This window comes from Mycobacterium sp. NGS22 (assembly GCF_059813095.1).
In genome coordinates this window covers 1-23,266 of record NZ_JCALDY010000031.1, presented here as the reverse complement: position 1 = coordinate 23,266, position 23,266 = coordinate 1, and the positions used below count along the sequence as shown (strand labels likewise).

General features: G+C 66.3%; 23 protein-coding genes. 14 read left to right on the top strand and 9 right to left on the bottom strand.

Going from position 1 to position 23,266, the window contains the following annotated elements:
* Positions 1-29 precede the first annotated feature (29 nt).
* Both AC5Y47_RS21990 and hisN read right to left on the bottom strand, forming a co-directional pair.
* Positions 30-1,421, bottom strand: a complete 1,392-nt coding sequence (locus AC5Y47_RS21990) for an acyl-CoA dehydrogenase family protein (RefSeq protein WP_499946370.1) — start codon at positions 1,419-1,421, stop codon at positions 30-32.
* A gap of 76 nt (positions 1,422-1,497) precedes the next feature.
* Positions 1,498-2,283: a histidinol-phosphatase gene (gene hisN / locus AC5Y47_RS21985; protein WP_499946369.1), complete on the bottom strand. Its 786-nt coding sequence runs from the start codon at positions 2,281-2,283 to the stop codon at positions 1,498-1,500.
* A gap of 23 nt (positions 2,284-2,306) precedes the next feature.
* On the opposite strand from hisN, the gene AC5Y47_RS21980 reads away from it, so the two are divergent.
* A complete protein-coding gene (locus tag AC5Y47_RS21980; protein ID WP_499946368.1) occupies positions 2,307-2,666 on the top strand; it encodes a hypothetical protein in 360 nt (119 codons plus the stop codon).
* On the opposite strand, the gene AC5Y47_RS21975 is transcribed toward AC5Y47_RS21980, so the two are convergent.
* Genes AC5Y47_RS21975 through AC5Y47_RS21965 form a run of 3 tightly spaced genes read right to left on the bottom strand, consistent with a single transcriptional unit; the run spans position 2,650 to position 6,416 of the window.
* Positions 2,650-3,462 carry a slipin family protein gene (locus tag AC5Y47_RS21975; RefSeq protein WP_499946367.1) on the bottom strand — a complete coding sequence of 271 codons (813 nt, stop codon included), beginning with the start codon at positions 3,460-3,462 and terminating at the stop codon, positions 2,650-2,652. The two genes, AC5Y47_RS21980 and AC5Y47_RS21975, sit on opposite strands and share 17 nt — an antisense overlap.
* Positions 3,459-4,082, bottom strand: a complete 624-nt coding sequence (locus tag AC5Y47_RS21970) for a hypothetical protein (protein ID WP_499946366.1) — start codon at positions 4,080-4,082, stop codon at positions 3,459-3,461. The genes AC5Y47_RS21975 and AC5Y47_RS21970 overlap by 4 nt, the downstream gene beginning before the upstream one ends.
* 3 nt (positions 4,083-4,085) lie before the next feature.
* A complete protein-coding gene (locus tag AC5Y47_RS21965) occupies positions 4,086-6,416 on the bottom strand; it encodes a nitric-oxide reductase large subunit (RefSeq protein ID WP_499946365.1) in 2,331 nt (776 codons plus the stop codon).
* Between the two features lie 231 nt (positions 6,417-6,647).
* Here AC5Y47_RS21965 and AC5Y47_RS21960 point away from each other — a divergent pair, with 231 nt between their 5' ends.
* From AC5Y47_RS21960 to AC5Y47_RS21950, 3 genes are read left to right on the top strand one after another with little or no spacing between them, the layout of a single operon-like run.
* Positions 6,648-7,445, top strand: coding sequence for a universal stress protein (locus AC5Y47_RS21960; protein ID WP_499946364.1), 798 nt, complete (start codon positions 6,648-6,650; stop codon positions 7,443-7,445).
* A gap of 23 nt (positions 7,446-7,468) precedes the next feature.
* Entirely contained in the window at positions 7,469-8,119 is a 651-nt protein-coding gene (gene dosR / locus AC5Y47_RS21955; RefSeq protein WP_499946363.1) for a hypoxia response regulator transcription factor DosR/DevR, read from the top strand.
* Entirely contained in the window at positions 8,112-9,812 is a 1,701-nt protein-coding gene (locus AC5Y47_RS21950) for a GAF domain-containing sensor histidine kinase (protein ID WP_499946362.1), read from the top strand. The genes dosR and AC5Y47_RS21950 overlap by 8 nt, the downstream gene beginning before the upstream one ends.
* Here the strand turns inward: AC5Y47_RS21950 and AC5Y47_RS21945 are convergent.
* The 3 genes from AC5Y47_RS21945 to AC5Y47_RS21935 form a co-directional block, all read right to left on the bottom strand.
* On the bottom strand, positions 9,792-10,805 hold the full coding sequence (locus tag AC5Y47_RS21945) for an Acg family FMN-binding oxidoreductase (RefSeq protein ID WP_499946361.1): 1,014 nt from the start codon (positions 10,803-10,805) through the stop codon (positions 9,792-9,794). The genes AC5Y47_RS21950 and AC5Y47_RS21945 overlap by 21 nt on opposite strands.
* Before the next feature lie 124 nt (positions 10,806-10,929).
* Positions 10,930-11,358, bottom strand: coding sequence for a pyridoxamine 5'-phosphate oxidase family protein (locus tag AC5Y47_RS21940; RefSeq protein ID WP_499946360.1), 429 nt, complete (start codon positions 11,356-11,358; stop codon positions 10,930-10,932).
* Entirely contained in the window at positions 11,355-12,344 is a 990-nt protein-coding gene (locus AC5Y47_RS21935) for an Acg family FMN-binding oxidoreductase (protein WP_499946395.1), read from the bottom strand. Before AC5Y47_RS21935 ends, AC5Y47_RS21940 begins: the two co-directional genes overlap by 4 nt.
* Positions 12,345-12,535: 191 nt before the next feature.
* On the opposite strand from AC5Y47_RS21935, the gene AC5Y47_RS21930 reads away from it, so the two are divergent.
* On the top strand, positions 12,536-12,739 hold the full coding sequence (locus tag AC5Y47_RS21930) for a hypothetical protein (protein WP_499946359.1): 204 nt from the start codon (positions 12,536-12,538) through the stop codon (positions 12,737-12,739).
* Positions 12,740-12,749: 10 nt separating this feature from the next.
* Positions 12,750-14,327, top strand: coding sequence for an FAD-binding oxidoreductase (locus AC5Y47_RS21925; protein WP_499946358.1), 1,578 nt, complete (start codon positions 12,750-12,752; stop codon positions 14,325-14,327).
* Between the two features lie 261 nt (positions 14,328-14,588).
* Here the strand turns inward: AC5Y47_RS21925 and AC5Y47_RS21920 are convergent, their stop codons facing one another.
* Complete coding sequence (locus AC5Y47_RS21920; protein ID WP_499946357.1) at positions 14,589-15,947, bottom strand: FAD-dependent oxidoreductase; 1,359 nt, start codon at positions 15,945-15,947, stop codon at positions 14,589-14,591.
* Positions 15,948-16,067: 120 nt separating this feature from the next.
* On the opposite strand from AC5Y47_RS21920, the gene prfB reads away from it, so the two are divergent.
* The 8 genes from prfB to AC5Y47_RS21880 form a co-directional block, all read left to right on the top strand.
* Positions 16,068-17,183 carry a peptide chain release factor 2 gene (prfB, locus tag AC5Y47_RS21915; RefSeq protein ID WP_499946356.1) on the top strand — a complete coding sequence of 372 codons (1,116 nt, stop codon included), beginning with the start codon at positions 16,068-16,070 and terminating at the stop codon, positions 17,181-17,183.
* On the top strand, positions 17,173-18,171 hold the full coding sequence (locus AC5Y47_RS21910) for a mechanosensitive ion channel family protein (RefSeq protein WP_499946355.1): 999 nt from the start codon (positions 17,173-17,175) through the stop codon (positions 18,169-18,171). Before prfB ends, AC5Y47_RS21910 begins: the two co-directional genes overlap by 11 nt.
* Complete coding sequence (locus AC5Y47_RS21905; RefSeq protein WP_499946354.1) at positions 18,168-18,632, top strand: Rv3103c family proline-rich protein; 465 nt, start codon at positions 18,168-18,170, stop codon at positions 18,630-18,632. The genes AC5Y47_RS21910 and AC5Y47_RS21905 overlap by 4 nt, the downstream gene beginning before the upstream one ends.
* A 44-nt stretch (positions 18,633-18,676) precedes the next feature.
* A complete protein-coding gene (gene ftsE, locus AC5Y47_RS21900) occupies positions 18,677-19,366 on the top strand; it encodes a cell division ATP-binding protein FtsE (protein WP_499946394.1) in 690 nt (229 codons plus the stop codon).
* Entirely contained in the window at positions 19,367-20,260 is an 894-nt protein-coding gene (gene ftsX / locus AC5Y47_RS21895) for a permease-like cell division protein FtsX (protein WP_499946353.1), read from the top strand.
* A gap of 3 nt (positions 20,261-20,263) precedes the next feature.
* Complete coding sequence (gene smpB, locus AC5Y47_RS21890; protein WP_499946352.1) at positions 20,264-20,761, top strand: SsrA-binding protein SmpB; 498 nt, start codon at positions 20,264-20,266, stop codon at positions 20,759-20,761.
* 533 nt (positions 20,762-21,294) lie between these two features.
* Positions 21,295-22,140 carry a maleylpyruvate isomerase family mycothiol-dependent enzyme gene (locus tag AC5Y47_RS21885; protein WP_499946351.1) on the top strand — a complete coding sequence of 282 codons (846 nt, stop codon included), beginning with the start codon at positions 21,295-21,297 and terminating at the stop codon, positions 22,138-22,140.
* A gap of 184 nt (positions 22,141-22,324) precedes the next feature.
* Positions 22,325-23,266: ferritin-like domain-containing protein (locus AC5Y47_RS21880; RefSeq protein WP_499946350.1), on the top strand; the 942-nt coding region annotated here is incomplete at its 3' end.

Below are 23,266 nucleotides of genomic sequence, written 5' to 3'. Positions count from 1 at the left end.
TCTTTCGATTCAGAAGTTCAGGTGGCCACTCAGATGACGACGACGCCCTCGGCGACGCCGATGGCGCGTAGGTCGCGGTACCAACGTTCGACCGGGTGCTCCTTGGTGTAGCCGTGCCCGCCGAGCAGCTGCACGCCGTCCAGGCCGATCTGCATGCCCTTGTCGGCGCCGAACCGCTTGGCCAGCGCGGCTTCCCGGGCGAACGGCAGGCCCTGCTCGGCGCGCGATGCGCCGCGCCAGGTGATCAGCCGCAGCCCGTCCAACTCGATGGCGATGTTGGCGCACATGAACGCGACGGCTTGACGACGCGCGACCGGTTCGCCGAAGGCTTCCCGTTCCTTGACGTAGGGGATGACGTAGTCCAGCACCGCGTGCGAGGTGCCGACCGCCAGCGCCGCCCAGCCCAGCCGGGACAGCGCGATCGCCTCGGAATAGTCGGCGTCGCTCGCCTCGTCCTCGCCGAGCCGGGCGTGCAGCGGCACCGAAACCCCGGACAGCTCAATCTGTCCCAGTGCCGCGGCGCGGATTCCCATGCTCGGGTCGGGGCGGACGGTAAGTCCGTTGGCGGACGATTCGACGATGAACAGCGCGGGCTTGCCGTCGAGTTGGGCGCCGACGATGAACAGTTCGGCGTCGGCCGCGGCCGGCACCAACGACTTCACGCCGTCCAGGCGGTACCCGGACGGGGTGCGGACCGCGGTGGTCTTGAGCCGGGTCGGGTCGAACAGCGGCTGCGGTTCGGCGATGGCCACACAGGCCTGCGGGACGTTCTCGCCGGCGAACTCGTTCAGGTAGGTCGCCTGCTGATCGGCGCTGCCCCAGTGGGTTAGCGCGGAGGCCACACCGCCGGGCGCCAGGATCGGCAGCGCCTGCCCCATGTCGCCGTACGCCAACGCCTCGGCCACCAGCACGTTGGTGACGGCCGAGCGGTGCTCGGCGATGCCGTCGAAGTCCTCGGGGATATTGATCGCGGTGATGCCCAGTTCGGCGGCCTTGGTGATCAGGCCGGACGGGTAGGCGGCGGCTTCGTCGGCGTCGTGCGCGGCCGGACGCAGGATCTCGGCGGCGAATTCCTGCACGGTTTCGACGATCATCTGCTGGTCGTCGTCGGGCGTCAGGTCGAAGTAGTTCTTGCCGCTGGACTTCAGCCTGGTCGGGCCGCCACGCAGGCTCTGTACCCGCTTGAACTGCCGGGTGGCCGCGGTGGTGGTGCTGAACAGCGCCTTCGTGCCGGAGCGCAGGCCTTTGTTGAGCGGGTCCCGCAAGTGGTACTTGTCCAGGAATTCCTGGCCGACGAGCGGGGTGATCAGCGCGATGGCCACGTCGACCGCGGTGCGCTTGTGCGGTCTCATACCGATCGCGGTCTGGCGGTCCCGGCGCTTCTTGGCGCGCGGCGGGGTATCTGAAGCAGTGTCGGTCATTTCGGCAGCCTCGGTCGTTGGGGCGATGCGAATAACCGTATCTTACTCCGGAGTAAGATAGATAGCGCCGTGTTAGCTAATTCACAGCGGTGCGCAGGCTGTTCAGCACGCGGTCATGCAGCAGACCGTTGGTCGCGACCGCGCTGCCGCCGTGCGGTCCGGCGGCGCCGTCCAAACTGGTGAAGCGACCGCCGGCCTCGCGCACCACGATGTCCAGCGCGGCCAGATCCCAGACCGACACTTCCGGCTCGGCGGCGATGTCGACGGCCCCCTCGGCCAGCAGGCAATAGGACAGAAAATCGCCGTAGGCGCGCACCCGCCAGACCGCGTCGGTCAGTTCGAGGAAGTTGTTGCGAAGTCCCAGTGCTGCCCACCCGGACAGGCTCGAGAACGACAGGCTGGCCGAATCCAGTTCTGCCACAGCCGAAACCGACAGCCGACGGGGTGCGGCGTCGTTGGCCGACGCGAACGCGCCCTGGCCGTGCGCGGCCCACCACCGGCGCTGCAAGGCGGGAGCACTCACCACGCCGACGACCGGGACGCCGTCCTCGAGTAGCGCGATCAGGGTGGCCCACACCGGAACCCCGCGCACGAAGTTCTTGGTGCCGTCGATCGGGTCGATCACCCACTGCCGTCCGCGCAACGTTGCCGTCCCGCCGAACTCCTCGCCCAGCACGTCGTCGCCGCGCCGCCCGACCGCGATCGCTTCTCGCAATTCGGTTTCCACGGTGCGGTCGGCGTCGGTCACCGGGGTCAAATCGGGCTTGGTGTCGATGTGCAAATCGAGTGCGCCGAAGCGGTCACGGGTCAAGGCGTCGGCACGGTCGGCCAGCGCCAGTGCGAACTGCAGGTCTTCGCCCATGTCAGCAGTCCTACCATGGCCTTGTGTGGGAATTCATGGTGCTGCTGTTGCTGGTGGCCGTGCTGTTGGCGCTCATCGTGCCGCGGTTCATGCGGCCAGGGCCGCGAGGCGCGCTGGCCAGCGGCACGCTGCTGGTCACCGGGGTCAGCGCCGGGTTGCCCGATGACGGCGGACAACAGTTCGTCACGATTTCCGGGGTCATCAACGGACCCACGGTCAACGAGCACGCCGTCCATGGCCGCATGGTCGTCGGCGACGGCACGCCCTGGCCGGTGATGGGACAACAGCTTCCCGTCGTGTACTCACCGAACAATCCGGACAATTGGAGTTTCGCGCCGTCCGAACCACCCGGAGAAGCGCCCGAAATCAGTCGTGGTGATTGACGCCGGCGTTGTTGACGTTGTCGATCACGCCCCGCAACGCGTCCGGATTGCGCAGGAACGGCGTGATGATGTCGACGGGCAGCGGGAAGACCACCGTCGAGTTCTGATCGGCACCCAACTCCAGCAGCGTTTGCAGATAACGCAACTGCAGCGACGCCGGACTCTTGGAGAGGGTCTCGGCCGCCTCGCGCAGCTCCTCGGACGCCTGTAGTTCGCCGCGTGCGTTGATCACCTTCGCGCGACGCTCCCGTTCGGCTTCGGCTTCGCGCGCCATGGCGCGCTGCATCGACTCGGGGATCTCGACGTCCTTGATCTCCACCACGCGCACCTGCACACCCCACGGCTCGGTCATCTTCTCGATGATGGTGCGCAGGTCACTGTTGAGGTCTTCGCGATGGGCCAGCAGGGTGTCTAGGTCGACGCGTCCCAGCAGCGACCGCAATGTCGTCTGCGCGATCTGCGAGGTGGCCACCGCGTAGTTCTCCACTGCCAGAATCGCTTTCAGCGGATCGGTCACCGAAAACATGACCACGGCGTTCACTCGCGCCGGCACGTTGTCGCGGGTGATCACCTCCTGCGGCGGGATGGTCAAAGTCACCAACCGCTGGTCGACTCGGATCATCTTGTCCAACAACGGGACCAAGAAACGCAGGCCGGGCTGATACAGCGGTCGCACGTGACCCATCCGGAACACCACGCCGCGTTCGTATTCGCGCAGCACGGCCAGCGATAGCACGGCCAGCACACCCAACAGCACTATCCCGACGCCGGCAACCCCCAGCACCGCACCGGTCATGTCTTGTCCTCCTTGCCTTCCCAACCCCCCCAGCGGGTCGAATAGCGGTCGACCGCGGCGGCCACCTGATCCTCGATCGCGGTGCGGTGGGGCAGATGGTCCGGCGCGTTGGCCGGGGTGTTCCAAAAGTGGCGGGCCAGTGGCGCACCCAACAGCGCTACCACCACGATGGTGCCCGCCAGTACCAGCACGTCGGCCGCGGAATGATTGGCGATCAGCATCGCCAGCGGCAGCACGATCCCGAATGCGGCCACGCTGCAGGCGATTCCGCGGTGGAACCGGCCCGCTTCGGAATGCGGCCACGGATCGACGTCCCGGCTGATCTCCCGGCCGTGCTCGGAGGAGGTGCAGGACAATTTGACCGGGCAACTGTTGCACACCACCGGCAGCGCCCGGTAGCGCATCACCCGGTGCTTGGGATCGAACGACGTCGGCCACAGCCAGTGATCCTGCGGACACACCCAGGCGTCATGGTCCGGGCGGTAGCGGAACTGCCCGGTGCGCCAGGCCGCCGCCCGCGCCGAGGCGTGCCGTGCCATCGCGTCGAAGCACCACCCGACGGCCAGCAGTATCAGCGAGTAACCGGCAATCAGCCATACCGAGGTCGCGGGTGGTGCCACCGATCAGTCCTTCGCCACTGCCGGCTCCACCGTGGTGTTCTCGGTGTACAGCGGGTGCTCGGGCAGTTCCTCGACGGTGGTGCCGGACCGGAAGTTGCGCAGTGCCAGCAACGCGATCCACACGAACGGCAACACTCCGCCCACGATCAGGATCAGGTCCCCGGGCATCCGCAGCCACTCCAGCACCGCGTTGCCCGGCTTGGTGATGTAGCCCAGCGACCGCGCCTCGTAGTAGCCGTCGTTGACCGAGTGGAACAGTTGCATCACACCCAGCGGCAGCAGCGTGACGAACACCATCCAGGCCAGGCCGATGTTCATGCACCAGAACGAGATTCGGGCCAGCTTCTCCGGCCACTTGTCGGCCGGGATCACGTAGCGGAACGCGAACATGGCCAGCCCGACGGCGAGCATTCCGTACACGCCCATCATGGCCGCGTGGCCGTGGTTGGCGGTCAGCGCGGTGCCGATCTGGTAGTAGGACACCACCGGCAGGTTGATCAGGAACCCGAAGATGCCGGCGCCCAGGAAGTTCCAGAAGCCCACGGCCACCAGGAACATCACCGCCCAGCGGTGCGGGAACGGGTTGGCGTCGCCGGTCTGCTGGCGCGAACCCAACTGCAGGAACGCCCACGCCTCGACCGTCAGGAAGGTCAGCGGAATGACCTCGGCCGCGGAGAAGAACGCGCCGAGCGCCATGTGCTCCACCGGGGTGCCGGAGAAGTACAGATGGTGCATGGTGCCGATGACGCCGCCGGCCGAGTACAGGATGACGTCGAGGAAGATCACGCCCAGCGCGATGCGTTCACGCACCACTCCCAGCAGCACGAACATGTAGGCCACCATCACCGTGGTGAACAGCTCGAGGAAGTCCTCGACCCACAGATGCACCACCCAGAACCGCCAGAAGTCGGCGACGGTGTAGTGGGTGTCGCTGCCGGCCAGCAGGCCGACGGTGTAGAACACCGGGATCGCCAGTCCGGAGAAGAAGAACAGCCAGGGCATGTTCATCTTCGACTCGCCCTTGAGCCGGGCCCGCATGCCGCGCCAGATGATCGCGATCCACACGAACATCCCGACGATCAGCAGTATCTGCCACAGCCGCGGCAAATCCAGGTACTCCCACTGCTGGGAGAACAGCCCACCTTCGGGGATCACACCGTAGATGGACAGCGCCTCGGTGATCATCGATCCGAACACCACCAGCGCGACCGCGCCCAGCAGCACGTAAGCCAGCGTCGCCTGACGCTTCGGCTCGCGGCGGGCGATGAACGGCACCAGGAAGATCCCGCCGGCCAGGAAGGCGGCAGCGGTCCAGAACAAGGCCAGTTGCAGGTGCCAGGTCCGGGCCAGGTTGTACGGCAGTATGCGGGCCAGGTCGATGCCGAAGAACGTCGACAGGTCGGCCCGGTAGTGCTCGGCCGCCGCGCCCAGCAGCGTCTGCACCAGGAACAGCACCGCCACAACCGCGAAGAACCACACACAGGCCCGTTGAGCGGGAGTCAGGCCCACCTGCCCGGGTTGGCGGAACGACAGGGTGGACGACTCGGCGCCGTGCCAACCCACCTTCTGGCTCCACCGCCCGTAGACGGCGAACATGATGCCGATGCCGCCCAGCAGTGCGATCAGTGACAGCGCCGACCACACGATCACCGATGCGGTCGGACCGTTGTCGACGCGCTGCTCGGACGGCCAGTTGTTGGTGTAGGAGTACTTGTGGCCGGGGCGTTCGGCCGCCGCCGCCCACGCCGTCCAGGCGTAGAACGCGGTGAGCTGGCGGATTTGGGTCTTGTCGGTGATCAGCTCGGGCAGCAGGCCGTACTTGGTGGAGTTCTCCCCGAGTATCTCGGCGTAGTGATTCTGGATGTGGTCGAACGCCGTGGCCTGCCGGTTGGTGAATACCAGCGTCTTGTTTTCGGCGTTGTAGCGGTTGGTGCGGAATTCGTTGACCACCCGCTCACGCGGCTCGGTGACACCTTCGGCGCGGAATTGGTTCGCGACGTCGTCGGTGGCCATCCGCAGATAGTCGGCCGTGTAATCGGGGCCCAGATAAGCGCCGTGGCCCAGTACCGATCCGTACTCCATCAGACCGCGGGCCTGGTAGATCTCTTGACCTTTGGTGATGTCTTCCCCGGTGAACAACACCTGTCCCGACTCGGTGACCACCTTGTCCGGCATCGGCATCGCCGCCGTGTAGGTGCGGTAGGCCAGGATTCCCATCACGAAGAACCCGAAGATCATCACCAACGCGACGCCCTGAATCCACCCCCTGCCCACCAGTGGCTTCGGCGACGGATCACGCGGATTAGTGGAGGACGGGACTTCTTGCACAGCCATTCAGGGACTCCTGTCTGGACGGTGGGCTGGATTCGCCAGGCATCTCACGCACGGGCTGGGTGTGTGTGCCTATCAACATCCAATTCTGGATTCGGCACGCTGGCAAGAGGTCATCCCCACCCATTTTCCGGGACCAATGGCCCTGTCCCGGGGACCAATTCCTCTGTAAACGCCGTCCGCCCGGCAATACGTTCGGATTAGCCGAACGGATCGAAGTGAAGGGAGACGGCGATGAACAGCTTCGAAGCTCCGGCCGTCGTCGTCGGTATAGACGGGTCGAAGGCGGCGCTGCACGCGGCTCTGTGGGCGGTCGACGAGGCGGTCAGCCGCGACATCCCGCTGCGACTGATCTACGTCATAGACCCCGCGTACGCCTCCGTCGGCGATGACGTCGACGCGCGCCAGTCCGTCGCCCGTACGGCGCTCTATGACGCTTATCGGGCGGTCGAGGCGACGGGCGCGCTGGTCACGATGGAAACCGAAATCCTTTGGGGCAAACCACTGAACAAGTTGATGGCCGAATCGCGGTCGGCCGCGATGATCTGCGTCGGCTCGATGGGAGTCAATCACGCCCGGTGCGGCAAAGGGTCGGTTGCGGGTGCCCTGGCCGGGTCGGCGCTGTGCCCGGTGGCGGTGATCCACCGTGCGCCCGACGACGCGTCAACCCCCCAGATCGGGCGCGTCGTCGCCGAAGTGGACAATGGTTCCGTGTTGCGACACGCCTTCGAGGAGGCCCGGCTGCGTGAGGTTCCGCTGCGCGCCATCTCCGTGCGTGCTGCCTGCGCCCGGGGATCCGACGACGGAAGCCATTTGGCCCAAGCGCAATTGGATCGGCGGTTGGCGCGCTGGACCCGGCTGTATCCCGACGTCAGGATCGAGTCGGCCATCGTGGGTGGACATGCCGGCCGGTATATGGCCCACCACGGCGCTCCGGGGCAACTGTTCGTCACCGATGCCCACGCGGCGCAGGTGTGCAGCGTGTACAACGCGGGATCGTCGGTACTGACTGTGCGGTGCGGCAACTTGTAGTGACGCCAAAGGGGAGTGCAGCCTTGGTAAAGGTCTTCTTGGTCGACGACCACGAAGTGGTCCGCCGCGGACTGATCGACCTGCTGGGCGCCGACCCCGAACTCGACGTCGTCGGTGAGGCCGGTTCGGTCGCCGAAGCGATGGCCCGGATACCGGCGGCCAACCCCGATGTGGCGGTCCTCGATGTGCGGTTGCCGGACGGCAACGGCATCGAACTGTGCCGTGATCTGTTGTCCCGCATGCCCGAACTGCGATGCCTCATCCTCACCTCGTACACGTCCGACGAGGCGATGCTCGATGCGATTCTGGCCGGGGCGAGTGGCTACGTGGTCAAGGACATCAAGGGGATGGAATTGGCGCGCGCCGTCAAAGACGTGGGTGCGGGCCGGTCGCTGCTGGACAATCGCGCCGCGGCGGCGTTGATGTCCAAGTTGCGAGATGCCACCGAGCGGCCGGACCCGCTGTCGGGCCTGACCGACCAGGAGCGGACGTTGTTGAGTCTGCTCAGCGAAGGCCTGACCAACAAGCAGATCGCCGACCGCATGTTTCTTGCCGAGAAGACGGTGAAGAACTACGTGTCGCGGTTGCTGGCGAAGCTGGGCATGGAGCGCCGAACCCAAGCCGCGGTTTTCGCAACGGAATTGAAACGGTCCCGGCCGCCTGGCAATGGATAACGACATGCATCCGTTGCGCCAGACGCTGTCCGGGCTGCGTCTGCGTGAGTTGCTGGCCGAGGTGCAGGATCGGGTCGAACAGATCGTGGAAGGCCGCGATCGGCTCGACGGTCTGCTGGAAGCCATGCTGGTGGTCACCTCGGGGCTGGAAGTCAATGCCACCCTGCGCTCGATCGTGCACTCCGCGACCAATCTGGTCGACGCCCGCTACGGCGCACTGGAGGTGCACGGCCGGGACAACCGGGTGCTGCATTTCGTCTACGAGGGCATCGACCAGGAGACCGTCCGGCGTATCGGGCACCTACCCGAGGGTCTCGGTCTGATCCGGCTGCTCATCGACGAACCCAAACCGCTACGGCTGGACGATCTCTCGCAGCACCCTGCGTCGGTGGGTTTCCCGCCGAATCACCCGTCCATGCGGACCTTCCTCGGAGTTCCGGTGCGGGTCCGCGACGAATCCGTCGGCACCCTGTATCTGACCGACAAGACCAACGGGCAACCGTTCAGCGACGACGACGAGGTGCTGGTGCAGGCGCTGGCCGCGGCGGCGGGCATTGCCATCACCAATGCGCGCCTCTACCAGCAGGCCACCACGCGCCAGTCCTGGATCGAGGCCACCCGCGACATCGCCACCGAATTGCTCTCTGGCGCCGAACCTTCGACGGTGTTCCGGCTGGTCGCCGAGGAGGCGCTCAAGCTGACCGACGCCGATGCCGCCGTGGTCGCCGTACCGCTCGACGAGAGCCAGCCGGCCCTCGACGTCGCCGAGATGCTGGTCATCGAGACGGTCGGCAGCCCGGCGAATGCCGTTGCCGGAAAGACCATTCCGGTGGCGGGGTCGGCCGTCGGCGAGGTGTTGGTCGACAGCGCGCCGCGCCAGGTCGACCGGATCGACCTCGACGGCTTGGCCTACGCGGGGCCTGCTCTGCTGTTGCCGTTGCGCGCCGGGGACACCGACACCGTCGCCGGGGTGGTGGTGCTGCTGCGCCACGGCAGTCCGGGATCGTTCACCGACGAACAACTCGAGATGATGGCCGCCTTCGCCGACCAGGCGGCGCTGGCTCTGCAGCTGGCCACCTCGCAGCGCCGGATGCGTGAGCTCGACGTGCTCACCGACCGCGACCGCATCGCCCGGGATCTGCACGATCACGTGATCCAGCGCCTGTTCGCGGTGGGCCTGTCGTTGCAGGGCGCGGTGCCGCGCACCCGAGAACCCGAAGTGCAGCAGCGGCTTTCGGAGTCGATCGACGATCTGCAGGCGGTCATCCAGGAGATCCGGACCGCCATCTTCGACCTGCACGGGTCCTCCCAGGGCATCACCCGGTTGCGGCAGCGGATCGACGCCGCCGTCGGGCAATTCGGCGGATCCGGATTGCGTACCACGGTCCAGTACGTGGGTCCGCTGTCGGTGGTCGACGGCGGGTTGGCCGATCACGCCGAAGCGGTGGTCCGGGAAGCGGTCAGCAACGCCGCCCGGCACGCGCAGGCCGGCATGGTGACGGTGCGGATCAGGGTCGAAGACGATCTGTGCATCGAGGTCAGCGACAACGGCCGCGGAATGCCGCAGGATTTCACCGCCAGCGGCCTGACCAACCTGCGTCGACGTGCCGAGGAGGTCGGCGGCGACTTCTCCATCGCGAACCAGTCTTCCGGTGGCACGCTGTTGCGCTGGTCAGCGCCGCTCCTCCAATAGCGGCTCCTCCAGTTGCTGGCCGGGCCAGTCCACGACGCGGACCAGACGACGCCGCGGGGTGGCCGGGAGCGGGTCGGCGTTGATCGGGGCCCATCCCACCCGCAACAGCATCTGCGGAAAACCGCTGGCGCCGAACACATCTGAGCGCACTGCGGCACGGGTCTCGGGAATCTCCAACGGCTCGGTGATCGGACAGCAAGCCAAGCCCATCGCGGTGGCGCTCAACAGCACCACGCTGGTGGCCTCGCCCGCGCGCAACCGTGCCAGCCGGTCATCGCTTTCGGTGCCCAGCGCCAGCACTGCGGCGCTGTCGTCGGCCGGGGAGACGCCTGACGGTTGCGCCAGCCCGGCGCCGGCGAACAGCCGGCCTGGGATCGGGGCGTCGGGGTCCGACGGTGGAGCGTTGCGGGCCGGAACCCCAGCCACCGAGCCGTACCGGCCGCTCCATGTGGTGAGTTCCCGCATGTAAGCGTCGTCGGTCGCGTGGTCCCAAACAGCCCGCGCCACAATATCTTTCATCCGCTGCACGCTATCCACCTGGCGAAGCATCACCCCGCAGCGTGCGGCCCGGGCCGCCATCTGGGCGATATCGCCGCCCGGCACCGGCCAGGAACTGTAGGCACGCCGATCGGTGCGCCGCCGCGGAATGGCCGCCGCCAGTGCGATGTCGGTCTGGTCCGGAGCCTGTGGCACCACCTCGACGGTGGCCAGGTGGCGGGGATTGTCCGGGTCGGGCAGGCGGCTCACCTTGGCGTGCCAGCCCATCGAGGCCAGTGCCACCACGCAATGATGCAGCGCGACACCGCAACTGATGATCAGGTCGCGGCCGTCGGGATCGGTGCTCTGCAGCTGCATGTCGGGTTCGGCGAACAATTGCAGCGTGTCAGCGCCCACCCGCCAGCGCCACGGTTGCGTGTTGTGGATCGACGGCGCACGGGTGGCCAGGGTGAGAACCGTCCGCAGCGTGCCGGCATCCGGAAATGACACGTTCATGGTCGCCGGGCTCCTCCTGTCGATCACCGGGGGTCGTTCATCCAAGGATCGTCTGTCGATCACCGCGACGGCCAGAGGCGCAAGCCCTGGCGGCGAGGGACCTTTGGCCCTGCCCGCAACCGGCTTAGGTGACGGTCTCGTTGCCGTCGGGTTCCGGGCCGAAAACGAAACGGCGACCGGTGATGTCGGTGGCGACTATCCGCACGTAATTGGGCTTTCGGGTCGCGATCCACGGATACAGCCCGGCGCGATCGGCTTCCTGAATGTCCTTGTCGGCCTTCAATTGATGCGCGCGACCCCGCACGATCACACTCCAGCCTTCCGCGGCGTTGTGATCGTCGGCTTCGAAGACCACGGTGTGGTTCGCCACGGCGGAGAACAGTTTGGTGCCCTCGGCGGTGCGAAACAGGATGGTCTGGCCCTGCACCACGTAGTTCACCGGAAAGATTTCCGGTTCCCCGGCAAAGTTGGTCACCAGCCGGCCAAGCGCGGCGCTGCCCAGCAGATCCCAACTCTCACTTGTCGACAGGACGGTGAAGGGTTCGTCGGTCATCGGCTCAACCTATCTCCTGGGGCGTTGCGACGGACTTCGAAAACGGCATCCAGCGGATGCCGGGGTGTCGGTGGGGGAATGGGTTCCATCACCGGGGCGATCCCGACGCGAATCAGGACCTGCGGTTCGCCGCGTTTCCCGATCAGGTCGCGCACGATGTCTCGGCTCTCGTCGGTTTCGATCACATGAGTCAAGGTGCAGGTCGCCATGCCGGCCATGGTGCATTCGAGTAGCACCGTCGACAGTACTTCGCCGCACCTGAGTACGTCCGTCCTGGTGTCCTCGGGAGTGGACAAGACGACGATCTTCGACCAGTCCGCGGTCATTTCCCGACGCCGATCCTGGTGGCCGCGGACCGGGAAATCCCGTGCCACATCGACCCGGCGGCTTTCGGTGTCGGAGGCCAGCGCGGACGGCGGCACACCGTCGGACAAGACGAACGGCGAAGTCCACCAGTCGAGTTCGGCGTGATATGACGAGTCGTCGCGCCGCAGTGCTTCGGTGAGCCGGGACGCTCCGACCAAGCGGGGCCGCTGGTCGTCGTCGAGCACGTCGACCGTGGCCACCTCGTCGTCGACGATGCCGCGCAGCACCGGTTCGAACTGGTCCCAGAATGCCGGACGTGCGAACGGAAGCCGATCGGTGCGGCGCTGCAGGATGGCCTCGGCGCGGTTGCGCTGCGCCGGTGTGACGTGATCGGTCGGGCTGAAGTCCACGGCCGCCAGATGGCTCGGGTTGTTCGGGTTGGGAAAACGGGCGACGCCGGCTCGCCAACCGGCGGCATTCATCGCGACGCGCAGATGGTCGAGCGCCGCGCCGCAGCTGATGAGCGCTTCGCGGCCGGAATGGTCTGTGGCAGGCACAGTTCGGTCCCGATCGACGAACAAGTGGACGGTCGCATTGTCGGCCACGAACCGCCACGGCTGACTGTTGTGTACCGACGGAGCCCGGCCCGCCAGCAGGACCGCGTTCCGCAGGACTTCCATGTCCATGACCCCGACGTTACGGAGCGTAGCGCCTGGCCGGTAGGGGCTTTGGTCACCTCGGCCACGTTCGCATCGGAATCCGTTGCCGCACTGGCACTTCAGTTAGCTGCGGAAGTTGCCGGAATGGTTCACGGCGGTTTTCGGAGCGGTCCGACGTTTGCATTGTGGTGCCCACCTGGCATTCTGAACGGATGGCGGGCAAGGAAATCGATCCGATCCGGGCCAGGAGTGCGCTGGCGGTGATCAGGCAGAATCCGGGGATAGTGCTGTTCGCGGTGTCGCCGCTGATCGCGCTGGTGGCGGTCACCTGGGTATTCGCCGGCGCGGGCTGGGGCATCGCGCTGGCGCTGGTGCTGCTGGTCGCCGGCGGGGCCTTCGTCATGCTGCGGCGCTGACGCCACCGCCATGCGCTCGTGGTGGGGTTGGGGAACCCTCGAGCAAGCCCTCACCGAGCGGGAGACCAAGGATCTGGCGGCCCGGGTGGCGGCGATGCTGCCCGGCCACGACCTGACCGACCACCGCCCGCCCGACCCGGGCGCGCTCGGCTTGCCGGGTCCGCGGATCACCCCACCCGCGGCACTGGCCGCGCTGTGCTCGGCCCATGTGGTGGACCGGGTCGGCCACGCGCGCGGCAAGGCGTTTCGCGACGTCGCGCGCAACCTGCAGGGCACCATCGACCACGTTCCGGACCTGATTGTGCGGCCGCGACGCGAGCAGGATGTCGTCGATGTGCTCGATTGGTGTGGGCGCGAAGGGATTTCGGTGATCTCGTACGGAGGTGGCAGCTCTGTGGTCGGGGGAGTGGAGCCCCGTTTCGACGGACCCGCGATCACCCTGGACGTCAGCGCGATGAGCGCGGTCGTCGAAGTCGACGCGGTCAGCCGGGCCGCCCGCATCCAGGCCGGTGCGCTCGGGCCCTGGATCGAGGACCAGCTCCGGCGGCACGATCTGACGTTGCGGCACTTTCCGCAGTCGTTCGCGTTCTCCAGCCTCGGGGGTTGGCTGGCCACCCGTGCCGGTGGGCACTTCGCCACCCTCTACACCCACATCGACGACCTGACCGAGTCGGTGCGGGTGGTCACCCCCGCCGGGATCAGCGAATCGCGACGACTGCCGGGGTCGGGGGCAGGGCCATCCCCGGACCGGCTGTTCATAGGCTCCGAGGGCGCCCTCGGCGTCATCACCGAGGCGTGGATGCGCCTGCAGAACCGTCCCCGTTGGCAGGTCACGGCGTCGGTGGCGTTCGACCGGTGGGCCGGCGCGGTCGCCGCGACCCGCTCGATCGCGCAAGCCGGACTCTTCCCGGCGAACTGTCGGTTGCTCGACCCCGCCGAGGCGTTCCTCAACGCGGGCACCTCGGTGAGCGGCGGGCTGCTGGTGTTGGCCTTCGAGTCGGCGGACCACCCGATCGACCCGTGGCTCAACCGCGCCGTCGAGATCGCCGCCGAGCACGGCGGCACCGTCGTCGCCCGGCGCAGCCGCGACTCCGAGCCCGACCGGTCCGACGATGCTTCGGAGAGCTGGCGCTCGGCCTTCCTGCGCATGCCCTATCAGCGAGACGCCCTCGCGCGCCGCGGCGTCATCGCCGAGACGTTCGAAACCGCTTGCACCTGGGACGGATTCGATGCGCTGCACGCCGCGGTGACCGACGCCGCGCGGACCGCGATCGAGCGGGTCTGCGGTGCCGGAGTGGTGACGTGCCGGTTCACCCATGTCTACCCCGACGGTCCGGCGCCGTATTACGGCATCTACGCCGGCGGACGGTGGGGGTCGCTGGATGCACAGTGGGACGAGATGAAAGCCGCTGTGTCCGAAGCGATCAGCAGCACCGGGGGCACCATCACCCATCACCATGCGGTCGGTCGCGATCACCGTCCCTGGTATGACCGACAACGTCCGGGGCCGTTCGCCGCCGCACTGCGTGCGGTCAAGCAGACGCTGGACCCGGCCGGAATCCTCAATCCCGGAGTGCTACTGGGATAGTGGGGGCCTGCGTCGGCTGGTCTGCGGCGCTGGACGTTGCGTGTGAAGCCAGGGCGTTGCGTGTGAAGTCTGGGCGTTGGGTGTGAAGCCAGGGCGTTGCGAGTGAAGCCTGGGTGGAATCTTCACTAGAATCCCGCCCTGCTTTCACTCTGAAAGCCGTGTATTCACAATCAAAGCCAACGGTTCACACTCAAAGCCGACGATTCACACTCCGCAGCCGCGCGGGGCCGTGCGGATCTCAAATGTGAGCGAGCACCGTCGTCAGCCGTGCCCGATGTCCAGCAGCCTGGCCAGGTTGGGCAGCTTGACCCGCGGCCGGCCGTGCGGCTCACCGGCCGCCCGCTCGAACTGGTCGATGACATCCCAGTGCGCCGAGGTGACGACCTTCGGCTGACGTTCGGCCAGCCAGTCGGCCAGCCGGTCCGCGTGGTCGTCCGGCCGCTCGGTCCCCCCGCCCCCGGCCAGATCAGCGAGCAAGGTGTCCACGGTGTCCTGCGAATCCGACTTGTTGGTGCCGATGACCCCGGTCGGGCCGCGTTTGATCCAGCCGACGACGTATTCGTTGCGGCTGCCGTCGATCCGGCCGTCGCTGTGTGGAATGGTGCCGCGCTTGTCGTCGAACGGCAGCCCGGGGGTGGGGATACCGCGGTAGCCGACCGAGCGGACGACCAACTGCACCGGAAGTTCCTCGCGTTCGCCGGTGTCCTTGGCCGATGCCCATCCGCTGTCGTCGACGACCAATTCGTTGCGGCCCAACGTGATTCGTTCGACCTGGCTCTCACCCTGGATCTCGATGGGCGAGGTGAAGAAACGGAAGACGATGCGCCGGTGGCCGGGACGGGGTTCGCGCTCGGCGTAGCCGCGTAGCACCTTGATGTTCTGCTTGGTGGTTTTGCCCGCGGCCTCGGCGTCCTCGTCGGTGATGTCGGCGAACTGAGCCGGGTCGACGATCACGTCGACGCCCTCGAGTTCACCGAGCTCACGCAGCTCCAGCGTGGTGAACGCCGTCTGCAGCGGTCCGCGTCGACCGATGATCACCACTTCTTCGACTCCGCACGGACGCAGCGACTCCAGCGCATGATCGGCGATGTCGGTTTGGGCCAACACGTCGGGATCTGTGACCAGGATCCGGGCGACGTCGATGGCGACGTTGCCGTTGCCCACGACCACCGCGCGGGCGCCCGAGAGGTTCGGCGTCTTCTCTTCGAAGTGCGGGTGCGCGTTGTACCAACCCACGAAGTCGACCGCCGAGATGCTCCCGACGAGGTTCTCACCGGGGATGTTCAACGGTTTGTCCGACTGCGCGCCGACCGCGTAGATCACCGCGTCGTACTGTTCGGCGAGCTCGCCGGCCTCGACGTGCTCCCCGACGACCACGTTGCCGAAGAAACGGAAGCGGGCGTCGCCCGCGGTCTTCTCGAACTGTTTGCTGATCGACTTGATCTTGGGGTGGTCGGGTGCGACACCCGAGCGCACCAATCCCCACGGCGTCGGCAGCATTTCCAGCATGTCGACGGCCACGTCGATGTCGTCGGACGCGTCGGCGGCTTTGAGCAGGGAAGCTGCGGCGAAGAAGCCCGACGGACCGGAGCCGACGATCGCGACGTGATAAGGACGCATGCTTGTGCCTTCTGTTCGTGCCCGGCTGCGACGCGGGGGCTGAAGCCGGGCTGCGCGTTGCGGTCGGGCGGTGCACTGGTCTCCTGATGCTAGACGGTGCTGCCGGTAACGTAAGCGCCTGTGGAACCTGACCGTCAAGCAGACATCGCCGCTCTGGACTCCACCCTCACGACGGTCGAACGGGTGCTCGACGTCGACGGTCTGAAGAGCCGGATCGAGAAGCTCGAGCAGGAGGCGTCCGACCCGAACCTGTGGGACGACCAGGCGCGCGCGCAGAAGGTGACCAGCGAGCTGTCGCACACCCAGGGCGAGCTTCGCCGCATCGAAGAACTGCGGCAGCGGCTGGACGATCTGCCCGTGCTCTACGAGTTGGCCAGTGAAGAGGCAGGGGCAGAAGGCGATACTGCGCTCGCCGAAGCCGATGCCGAACTCAAGGCGTTGCGCGCCGACATCGAAGCCACCGAAGTGCGTACTTTGCTGTCCGGTGAGTACGACGAACGTGAGGCTTTGGTCACAATCCGCTCCGGTGCGGGTGGAGTAGACGCCGCCGACTGGGCCGAGATGCTGATGCGGATGTACATCCGCTGGGCTGAGCAGCACAAATACGGCGTTGAGGTGTTCGACACGTCCTATGCCGAAGAAGCGGGCATCAAGAGCGCCACCTTCGCCGTGCATGCGCCGTTCGCCTACGGCACGCTGTCCGTCGAGCAGGGCACCCACCGGCTGGTGCGGATCAGCCCGTTCGACAACCAAAGCCGACGTCAGACGTCCTTCGCCGAGGTCGAAGTGCTCCCCGTGGTGGAGACCACCGACCACATCGAAATCCCTGAAGGCGACATCCGGGTGGACGTCTACCGCTCCAGTGGGCCGGGCGGTCAGTCGGTGAACACCACCGACTCGGCGGTTCGTTTAACCCACATCCCAACGGGTATTGTCGTGACTTGCCAGAACGAGAAGTCGCAACTGCAGAACAAGGTTTCGGCTTTACGAGTGCTTCAGGCAAAGTTGTTGGAGCGCAAGCGTTCCGAAGAACGCGCGGAGCTCGACGCCCTTAAGGGCGACGGCGGCAGCTCCTGGGGAAACCAGATGCGGTCATATGTGCTGCACCCCTATCAGATGGTCAAGGATCTGCGCACCGAGTTCGAGGTGGGCAACCCGACGGCCGTCCTGGACGGAGACATCGACGGATTCCTGGAGGCGGGGATCCGGTGGCGCAACAGAAAAGATGACGACTAATACACAGGCTTTTTCAATGAATCTCGCCGATGCGGCGCAGCGCTGGCAGGACTTCTGGCGCGGCCAGATCGGCGAATGGATCATCACCCGTGGACTGCGGATCGCCATGCTGGTGATCGGAGCGATGCTCGCCGCCCGTTTCGTGCAGTGGGTGGCCCAACGGGTGACGCGCCAGCTCGACGTCGGGTTCACCGAAAGCGACGCGCTGGTGCGCTCGGAGGCGACCAAGCACCGCCAGGCGGTGGCGTCGGTGATCTCCTGGGTGTCCATCGTGTTGATCTCGATCGTGGTGATCGTGCAGATCGGCAGCTTGTTGCAGTTCTCGGTGAGCGGTCTCATCGCGCCGGCGACAGTGGTGGGCGCCGCGCTGGGCTTCGGGGCTCAACAGCTGGTCAAAGACCTGCTGTCGGGATTCTTCATCATCGTCGAGAAGCAGTACGGGTTCGGCGACCTGGTCTCGTTGACGGTTTCGGGGATCGCGGCCGAAGCCCGCGGCACGGTAGAGAACGTCACGTTGCGGGTCACCCGGTTGCGTTCCTCGGACGGTGAGCTGTTCACCATTCCCAATGGCTCGATCATCAAGACGATCAACCTCTCCAAGGACTGGGCGCGCGCGGTCGTCGACATCCCCGTCTCGACCAGCGCAGACCTCAACCGGGTGAACGAGGTCCTGCACGACGAGTGTGAGCGGGCACTCGACGACCCGAACTTGGGTGACCTCCTGCTGGACGCACCCACCGTGATGGGGGTGGAGAGCATCGAACTCAGTACCGTCACGTTGCGACTGGTCGCCCGCACGCTGCCGGGCAAGCAGTTCGAGGCCGGCCGACAGTTGCGGGTGCTGGTCATTCGTGCGCTGGCCAAGGCGGGCATCGTGACGGCAGCCGATGCGAAGGTCGGCGTGGTCGACGACGCGGGTGTCGACGACCACGAGGGCGGTGAGGTGGCCGATCCCGACAAGACCGCGGGGCAGGTGACGCGACGATGAAACTTCGGCTGAATCTGCTGCAGCAGCGGCGTGATAAAGATGAGCAGCGCGCGCCGAGTCACTTGTTCGGCGGTCGAATCCGCACCTCAACGGTGGTATTGATAGTGGCGTTCCTCGCGCTCTGGTGGACCTACGAAACGTATCGTCCCCACGAGCAACCGCGCACCAACAATCCGCCGGCCCAAGTGGTGCCGCCCGGCTATGTGCCGGATCCGGATTACACCTGGGTGCCGCGCACCAGGGTGCAACAACCGCAGCGCACGCCGGCGTCGACTCCTGTGCCGACGACGACAACGCCGCCCCCGCCGCCGGTTACCACCACGACGACGACCACTCCGCTGATCCAGCTGCCGTGCATCCCGCCGTTGTGCGTGCCCACGACGACTCCGGGCCCGACCTCGGGACCGCCGCCGCAACAGGGACCGGGTCCGACGACGACGTCGACGCAGCCGGCGCGCTGACTTTCGCTGCCCGGCCAGACACCCCGCTACACTGGCGTGCCGTGATGATCACCCTCGAACATGTCACCAAGCAGTACAAATCGTCGGCGCGTCCGGCGTTGGACGACATCAACGTCCAGATCGACAAGGGTGAGTTCGTCTTCCTCATCGGCCCGTCGGGGTCGGGCAAGTCGACCTTCATGCGGCTGCTGCTCGCCGCGGAGGTACCCACGTCCGGCGACATCCGGGTGTCGAAGTTCCACGTCAACAAGCTGCGGGGGCGCAACGTACCGAAGCTGCGTCAGGTGATGGGCTGCGTCTTCCAGGACTTCCGGTTGCTGCAGCAGAAGACCGTCTACGACAACGTGGCGTTCGCCCTGGAAGTCATCGGCAGGCGCGCCGACGCGATCAACAAAGTCGTGCCCGAGGTGCTCGAAACCGTCGGGCTGTCGGGCAAGGCGAACCGGTTGCCGCACGAGCTCTCCGGCGGGGAGCAGCAGCGGGTGGCGATCGCTCGCGCCTATGTCAACCGGCCGCTGGTGCTGCTTGCCGACGAGCCCACCGGCAACCTCGACCCGGACACCAGTAAGGACATCATGGATTTGTTGGAGCGGATCAACCGCAACGGCACGACGGTGTTGATGGCGACACACGACCACCACATCGTGGACGCGATGCGGCAGCGTGTGGTCGAGTTGTCGCTGGGCAGGCTGGTTCGCGACGAACAGGGTGGCGTCTACGGGATGGATCGCTAAGTGCGCTTCGGATTCCTACTCAACGAGGTCCTGACCGGGCTTCGCCGCAACGTCACCATGACGGTTGCGATGATCCTGACAACCGCGATCTCCATCGCCTTGTTCGGCGGCGGACTGCTGGTGGTGCAGTTGGCCGACGACTCGCGTGCGATCTACCTCGACCGGGTCGAGACGCAGGTGTTCCTCACCGACGACGTCTCCGCCAACGACCCCGGTTGCACGACCAACCCGTGCAAGGCCCTGCGCGAGACGATCGAGAAGAGGCAGGACGTCAGGTCGGTGCGGTTCCTCAACCGGGACGACGCCTACAACGACGCGATCGGCAAGTTTCCGCAGTACAAGGAGATCGCCGGCAAGGATTCGTTCCCCGCGTCGTTCATCGTCAAGCTCACCAACCCCGAGCAGCACAAGGACTTTGACGCCGCGATATCGGGCCAGCCCGGCGTGCTCTCGGTGCTCAACCAGAAGGAGCTGATCGACCGACTGTTCGCGGTGCTCGACGGGCTGAGCAACGCGGCGTTCGCGGTCGCGCTGGTCCAGGCCGTCGCCGCGATCCTGCTGATCGCGAACATGGTGCAGGTCGCGGCCTACACGCGTCGCACCGAGATCGGCATCATGCGGTTGGTCGGAGCCAGCCGCTGGTACACGCAGCTGCCGTTCCTGGTGGAGTCGATGCTGGCCGCGACCATCGGGGTGATCATCGCGATCCTCGGCCTGGTCGCCGTGCGGGCGTTGTTCCTGGAGAACGCGCTGCGCCAGTTCTACCAAGCCAACCTGATCGCCAAGATCGACTACTGGAACATCGTCTACATCGCGCCGTGGCTGTTCTTGGTGGGTGTGGCGATGGCCGGCCTGACGGCATACGGCACGTTGCGCCTCTACATTCGGCGATAGGTCGTGGCCAAGAAGCCGCCGTCAAAGCGACGAGGGGACGGCAGACAGATCATCGCCAGCAACCGCAAGGCCCGGCACAACTACGCGATTCTCGAGGTGTTCGAGGCCGGGGTGGCGCTGCAGGGTACCGAGGTCAAGAGCCTGCGCGAGGGGCACGCGTCGCTGGTCGATGCGTTCGCCACGGTCGATGACGGTGAGATCTGGCTGCGCAACGTGCGCATCCCGGAATACCGGCACGGCAGCTGGACCAATCATGAGCCGCGGCGCAACCGCAAGCTGCTGCTGCACCGCCGCCAGATCGACCAGCTGATCGGCAAGATCCGTGAGGGCAACTACGCGCTTGTGCCGCTGTCGATGTACTTCTTCGAGGGCAAGGTCAAAGTCGAGCTGGCGTTGGGGCGCGGTAAGCAGGCGCACGACAAGCGGCAGGACATGGCGCGGCGCGACGCGCAGCGGGAAGTGGTCCGGGAGCTGGGTCGGCGCGCCAAAGGTATGGCCTGACGCGTTCGTTCGCGTTACTCCGGGGCGCTTTCGTGGTCCGCAAATGCCAGAGACATGGTGCTCTGCGCGTACATTTGTGGGCCCTCGCGGGATAGCGTCCCGGCGCGACGGTGGGGTATTCCTTGCTACTGCACGACTACTGCACGACTTCGATGTGCATCGTTGGCGTTGGGTGTGAAGCGAGGGCTTTCGGCGTGCGCCCACGGTGGAAAAATCGGATAAAACCCGCCCAGGATTCACCCTGAAAGCCCTGGTTTCACGCTGAAAGCCCTGGTTTCACGCTGAAAGCCCTGGTTTCACGCTGAAAGCCCAGGCTCACTGGAACACCCAGGCTCACCGGAACGCGACAGCGCCGCGAGCTCCGGTGTGGCGATCCGCTGCGACCGGCTCCGCCGCTCTTGCGATCGCGCTGGGCCTGATGGTGGCGATCCGCTGTGACCGGCTCCGCCGCTCTTGCGATCGCGCTGGGCCTGATGGTGGCGATCCGCTGCGACGGGCTCCGCCGCTCTTGCGATCACCACTAGTATCCGAGCATGGCTGACCGTCCCGTGACCCTGCTGGACAAGTCCGACGTGCTGGCGGGTCTCTTCGCCGTGTGGGACGAACTCGACGCGCTGCTGGACGGCCTGTCCGAACCGGACTGGGCGGCGCCCAGCGCGCTGACCGGCTGGGATGTGAAGGCGGTCGTGTCGCACATCATCGGCACCGAATCGTTCCTGCAGGGCATCAGTCCGCCGGAACCCGATATCGACGTCAAGGCGCTCGATCACGTGCGCAACGACATCGGGGTGATGAACGAATGCTGGGTTCGCGCACTCAGCAAAGAATCGGGCACCCAAGTGCTCAAGCGGTTCCAGGAGATCACCGCCACTCGCCGCAACGTGCTGCAGGACATGTCCGACGACGACTGGAACGCGGTGCTGCCCACGCCGGCAGGCATGGACAGCTACGGAAGGTTCATGCGCATCCGCGTCTTCGACTGTTGGATGCACGAGCAGGACATTCGGGTGGGCTTACAGCGCCCGTCGTCCGACCAGGAGTTGGACGGACCGGCGGCGCGCCTTTCCCTCGACGAGATGTCGGCAAGCATGGCTTTCGTCGTCGGCAAACTGGGCCAGGCGCCCGACGGCTCGCGGGTGTTGTTCGAACTGACCGGTCCGCTCGCCCGGGACATCCGGGTCCGCGTCGACGGTCGCGCCCAGTTGGTCGAAGGTTTCGCCGACCAGGAGCCGACGGCGACGATTCGGGTCGACGGATTGCAGTTCACCAGGCTCGGTGGTGGGCGTCCATTGTGTCCCGCTCGCAGTCAGGACGTCGAACTCGGCGGCGACGATGAAGTGGCCGGCAGGATCGTTCAGCGATTGAATTACGTTATCTGACTTTGTATTTCGTTTGAGCCTTCGGCGGCGGTGCTCGTTTGCGTGGCCCGGGTGAGCCCGATAGTGCGATTTACGTCACAAACCCACGCATGCTCTTTTGACCTCTGGATCAACGGGTAGCCGACCTAGTACCGGCGCACCGTGCGCCAACATCACCAGTCAAATTCAGGGAGGCACCACACTAATGACTGCACCGGATACGACCAGATTGCTCGCGCAACTGCGGACTCTGCTCGATCTGACCAACACCGAGATCCAGGTCGCTGAAACCCGGATAGCTCAAGCCCGCACCGAAGCCGTTCGCCGCGAACTCGAGCAGAATGCCGCCAACGGTCGCGAGCGCGCGGAGGCCATCCAGTCAGCGATTCGGGACCTCGGCGGATACCCCGACGTGATCGGTCCGTTCCTGGGTCGCGCCGCCGCAGCGGTCAAGGCGCTGACCGAACAGGCCGAGCCGTTCGACGAAGCGCTGTTGGGTGACCTCGCGCTCGAAGACCAGCTGCTGGACCGCTCGCGCTACACCAAGGCGCTGGCCATCGCGGCAAACAACAAGGACGTCGAGAAGCTGGCGGAGCGTCTGATCACCGCGCACTCGGCGACCGTGGACTGGTTGACCACCGTGCTGGCCGAGGACGCGTTGGGTGGTCCGGCCGCGCTGCGCCGCACGCCTGTGCAGGCCGCTGCCGGTGCCGCGGTCAAGTTCGTCAATCTGCCGGTCACCTGGTCGGCTCGGGGTATCGACCGCGCCGTCGAGACGCTGCGCAATGCCGGTCCCGCGTTCAACGAGCTGGTGAAGCGGGGTGGCAACGCCAGCGAGATCGCGGCCAAGGCGATCTCGGCATCGCAGAACGCCGCTCTGCGGGCGGCGGAACGAGTCACTCGCAACGAGGGCGCTGACGAAGTCGCCGACGCTCTGCACTCGGGCCGGGAGTCCGTCGGCGTGCTGGACGCCAGCGAGCTTCCGATCAAGAACTACGACGAGCTGAACGTCAACGAAGCCGTGGGTGCGATCAAAGAACTCACCGTCCCGCGCGACGTTCGCGTGATCATCGCCTACGAAGAAGCGCACAAGGGTCGGCAAGGCGTGGTCTCTGCTGCGCAGACCCGCGTCGCCGCCATCGCCAAG

Excerpts from the sequence above, each read along its gene's own strand:
- AC5Y47_RS21990 (WP_499946370.1), bottom strand. The coding sequence starts at position 1,421 with ATGACCGACACTGCTTCAGATACCCCGCCGCGCGCCAAGAAGCGCCGG.
- hisN (WP_499946369.1), bottom strand. The coding sequence starts at position 2,283 with ATGGGCGAAGACCTGCAGTTCGCACTGGCGCTGGCCGACCGTGCCGAC.
- AC5Y47_RS21975 (WP_499946367.1), bottom strand. The coding sequence starts at position 3,462 with ATGACCGGTGCGGTGCTGGGGGTTGCCGGCGTCGGGATAGTGCTGTTG.
- AC5Y47_RS21965 (WP_499946365.1), bottom strand. The coding sequence starts at position 6,416 with ATGGCTGTGCAAGAAGTCCCGTCCTCCACTAATCCGCGTGATCCGTCG.
- AC5Y47_RS21960 (WP_499946364.1), top strand. The coding sequence starts at position 6,648 with ATGAACAGCTTCGAAGCTCCGGCCGTCGTCGTCGGTATAGACGGGTCG.
- AC5Y47_RS21950 (WP_499946362.1), top strand. The coding sequence starts at position 8,112 with ATGGATAACGACATGCATCCGTTGCGCCAGACGCTGTCCGGGCTGCGT.
- AC5Y47_RS21945 (WP_499946361.1), bottom strand. The coding sequence starts at position 10,805 with ATGAACGTGTCATTTCCGGATGCCGGCACGCTGCGGACGGTTCTCACC.
- AC5Y47_RS21940 (WP_499946360.1), bottom strand. The coding sequence starts at position 11,358 with ATGACCGACGAACCCTTCACCGTCCTGTCGACAAGTGAGAGTTGGGAT.
- AC5Y47_RS21935 (WP_499946395.1), bottom strand. The coding sequence starts at position 12,344 with ATGGAAGTCCTGCGGAACGCGGTCCTGCTGGCGGGCCGGGCTCCGTCG.
- AC5Y47_RS21930 (WP_499946359.1), top strand. The coding sequence starts at position 12,536 with ATGGCGGGCAAGGAAATCGATCCGATCCGGGCCAGGAGTGCGCTGGCG.
- AC5Y47_RS21925 (WP_499946358.1), top strand. The coding sequence starts at position 12,750 with ATGCGCTCGTGGTGGGGTTGGGGAACCCTCGAGCAAGCCCTCACCGAG.
- AC5Y47_RS21920 (WP_499946357.1), bottom strand. The coding sequence starts at position 15,947 with ATGCGTCCTTATCACGTCGCGATCGTCGGCTCCGGTCCGTCGGGCTTC.
- AC5Y47_RS21910 (WP_499946355.1), top strand. The coding sequence starts at position 17,173 with ATGACGACTAATACACAGGCTTTTTCAATGAATCTCGCCGATGCGGCG.
- AC5Y47_RS21905 (WP_499946354.1), top strand. The coding sequence starts at position 18,168 with ATGAAACTTCGGCTGAATCTGCTGCAGCAGCGGCGTGATAAAGATGAG.
- ftsE (WP_499946394.1), top strand. The coding sequence starts at position 18,677 with ATGATCACCCTCGAACATGTCACCAAGCAGTACAAATCGTCGGCGCGT.
- AC5Y47_RS21885 (WP_499946351.1), top strand. The coding sequence starts at position 21,295 with ATGGCTGACCGTCCCGTGACCCTGCTGGACAAGTCCGACGTGCTGGCG.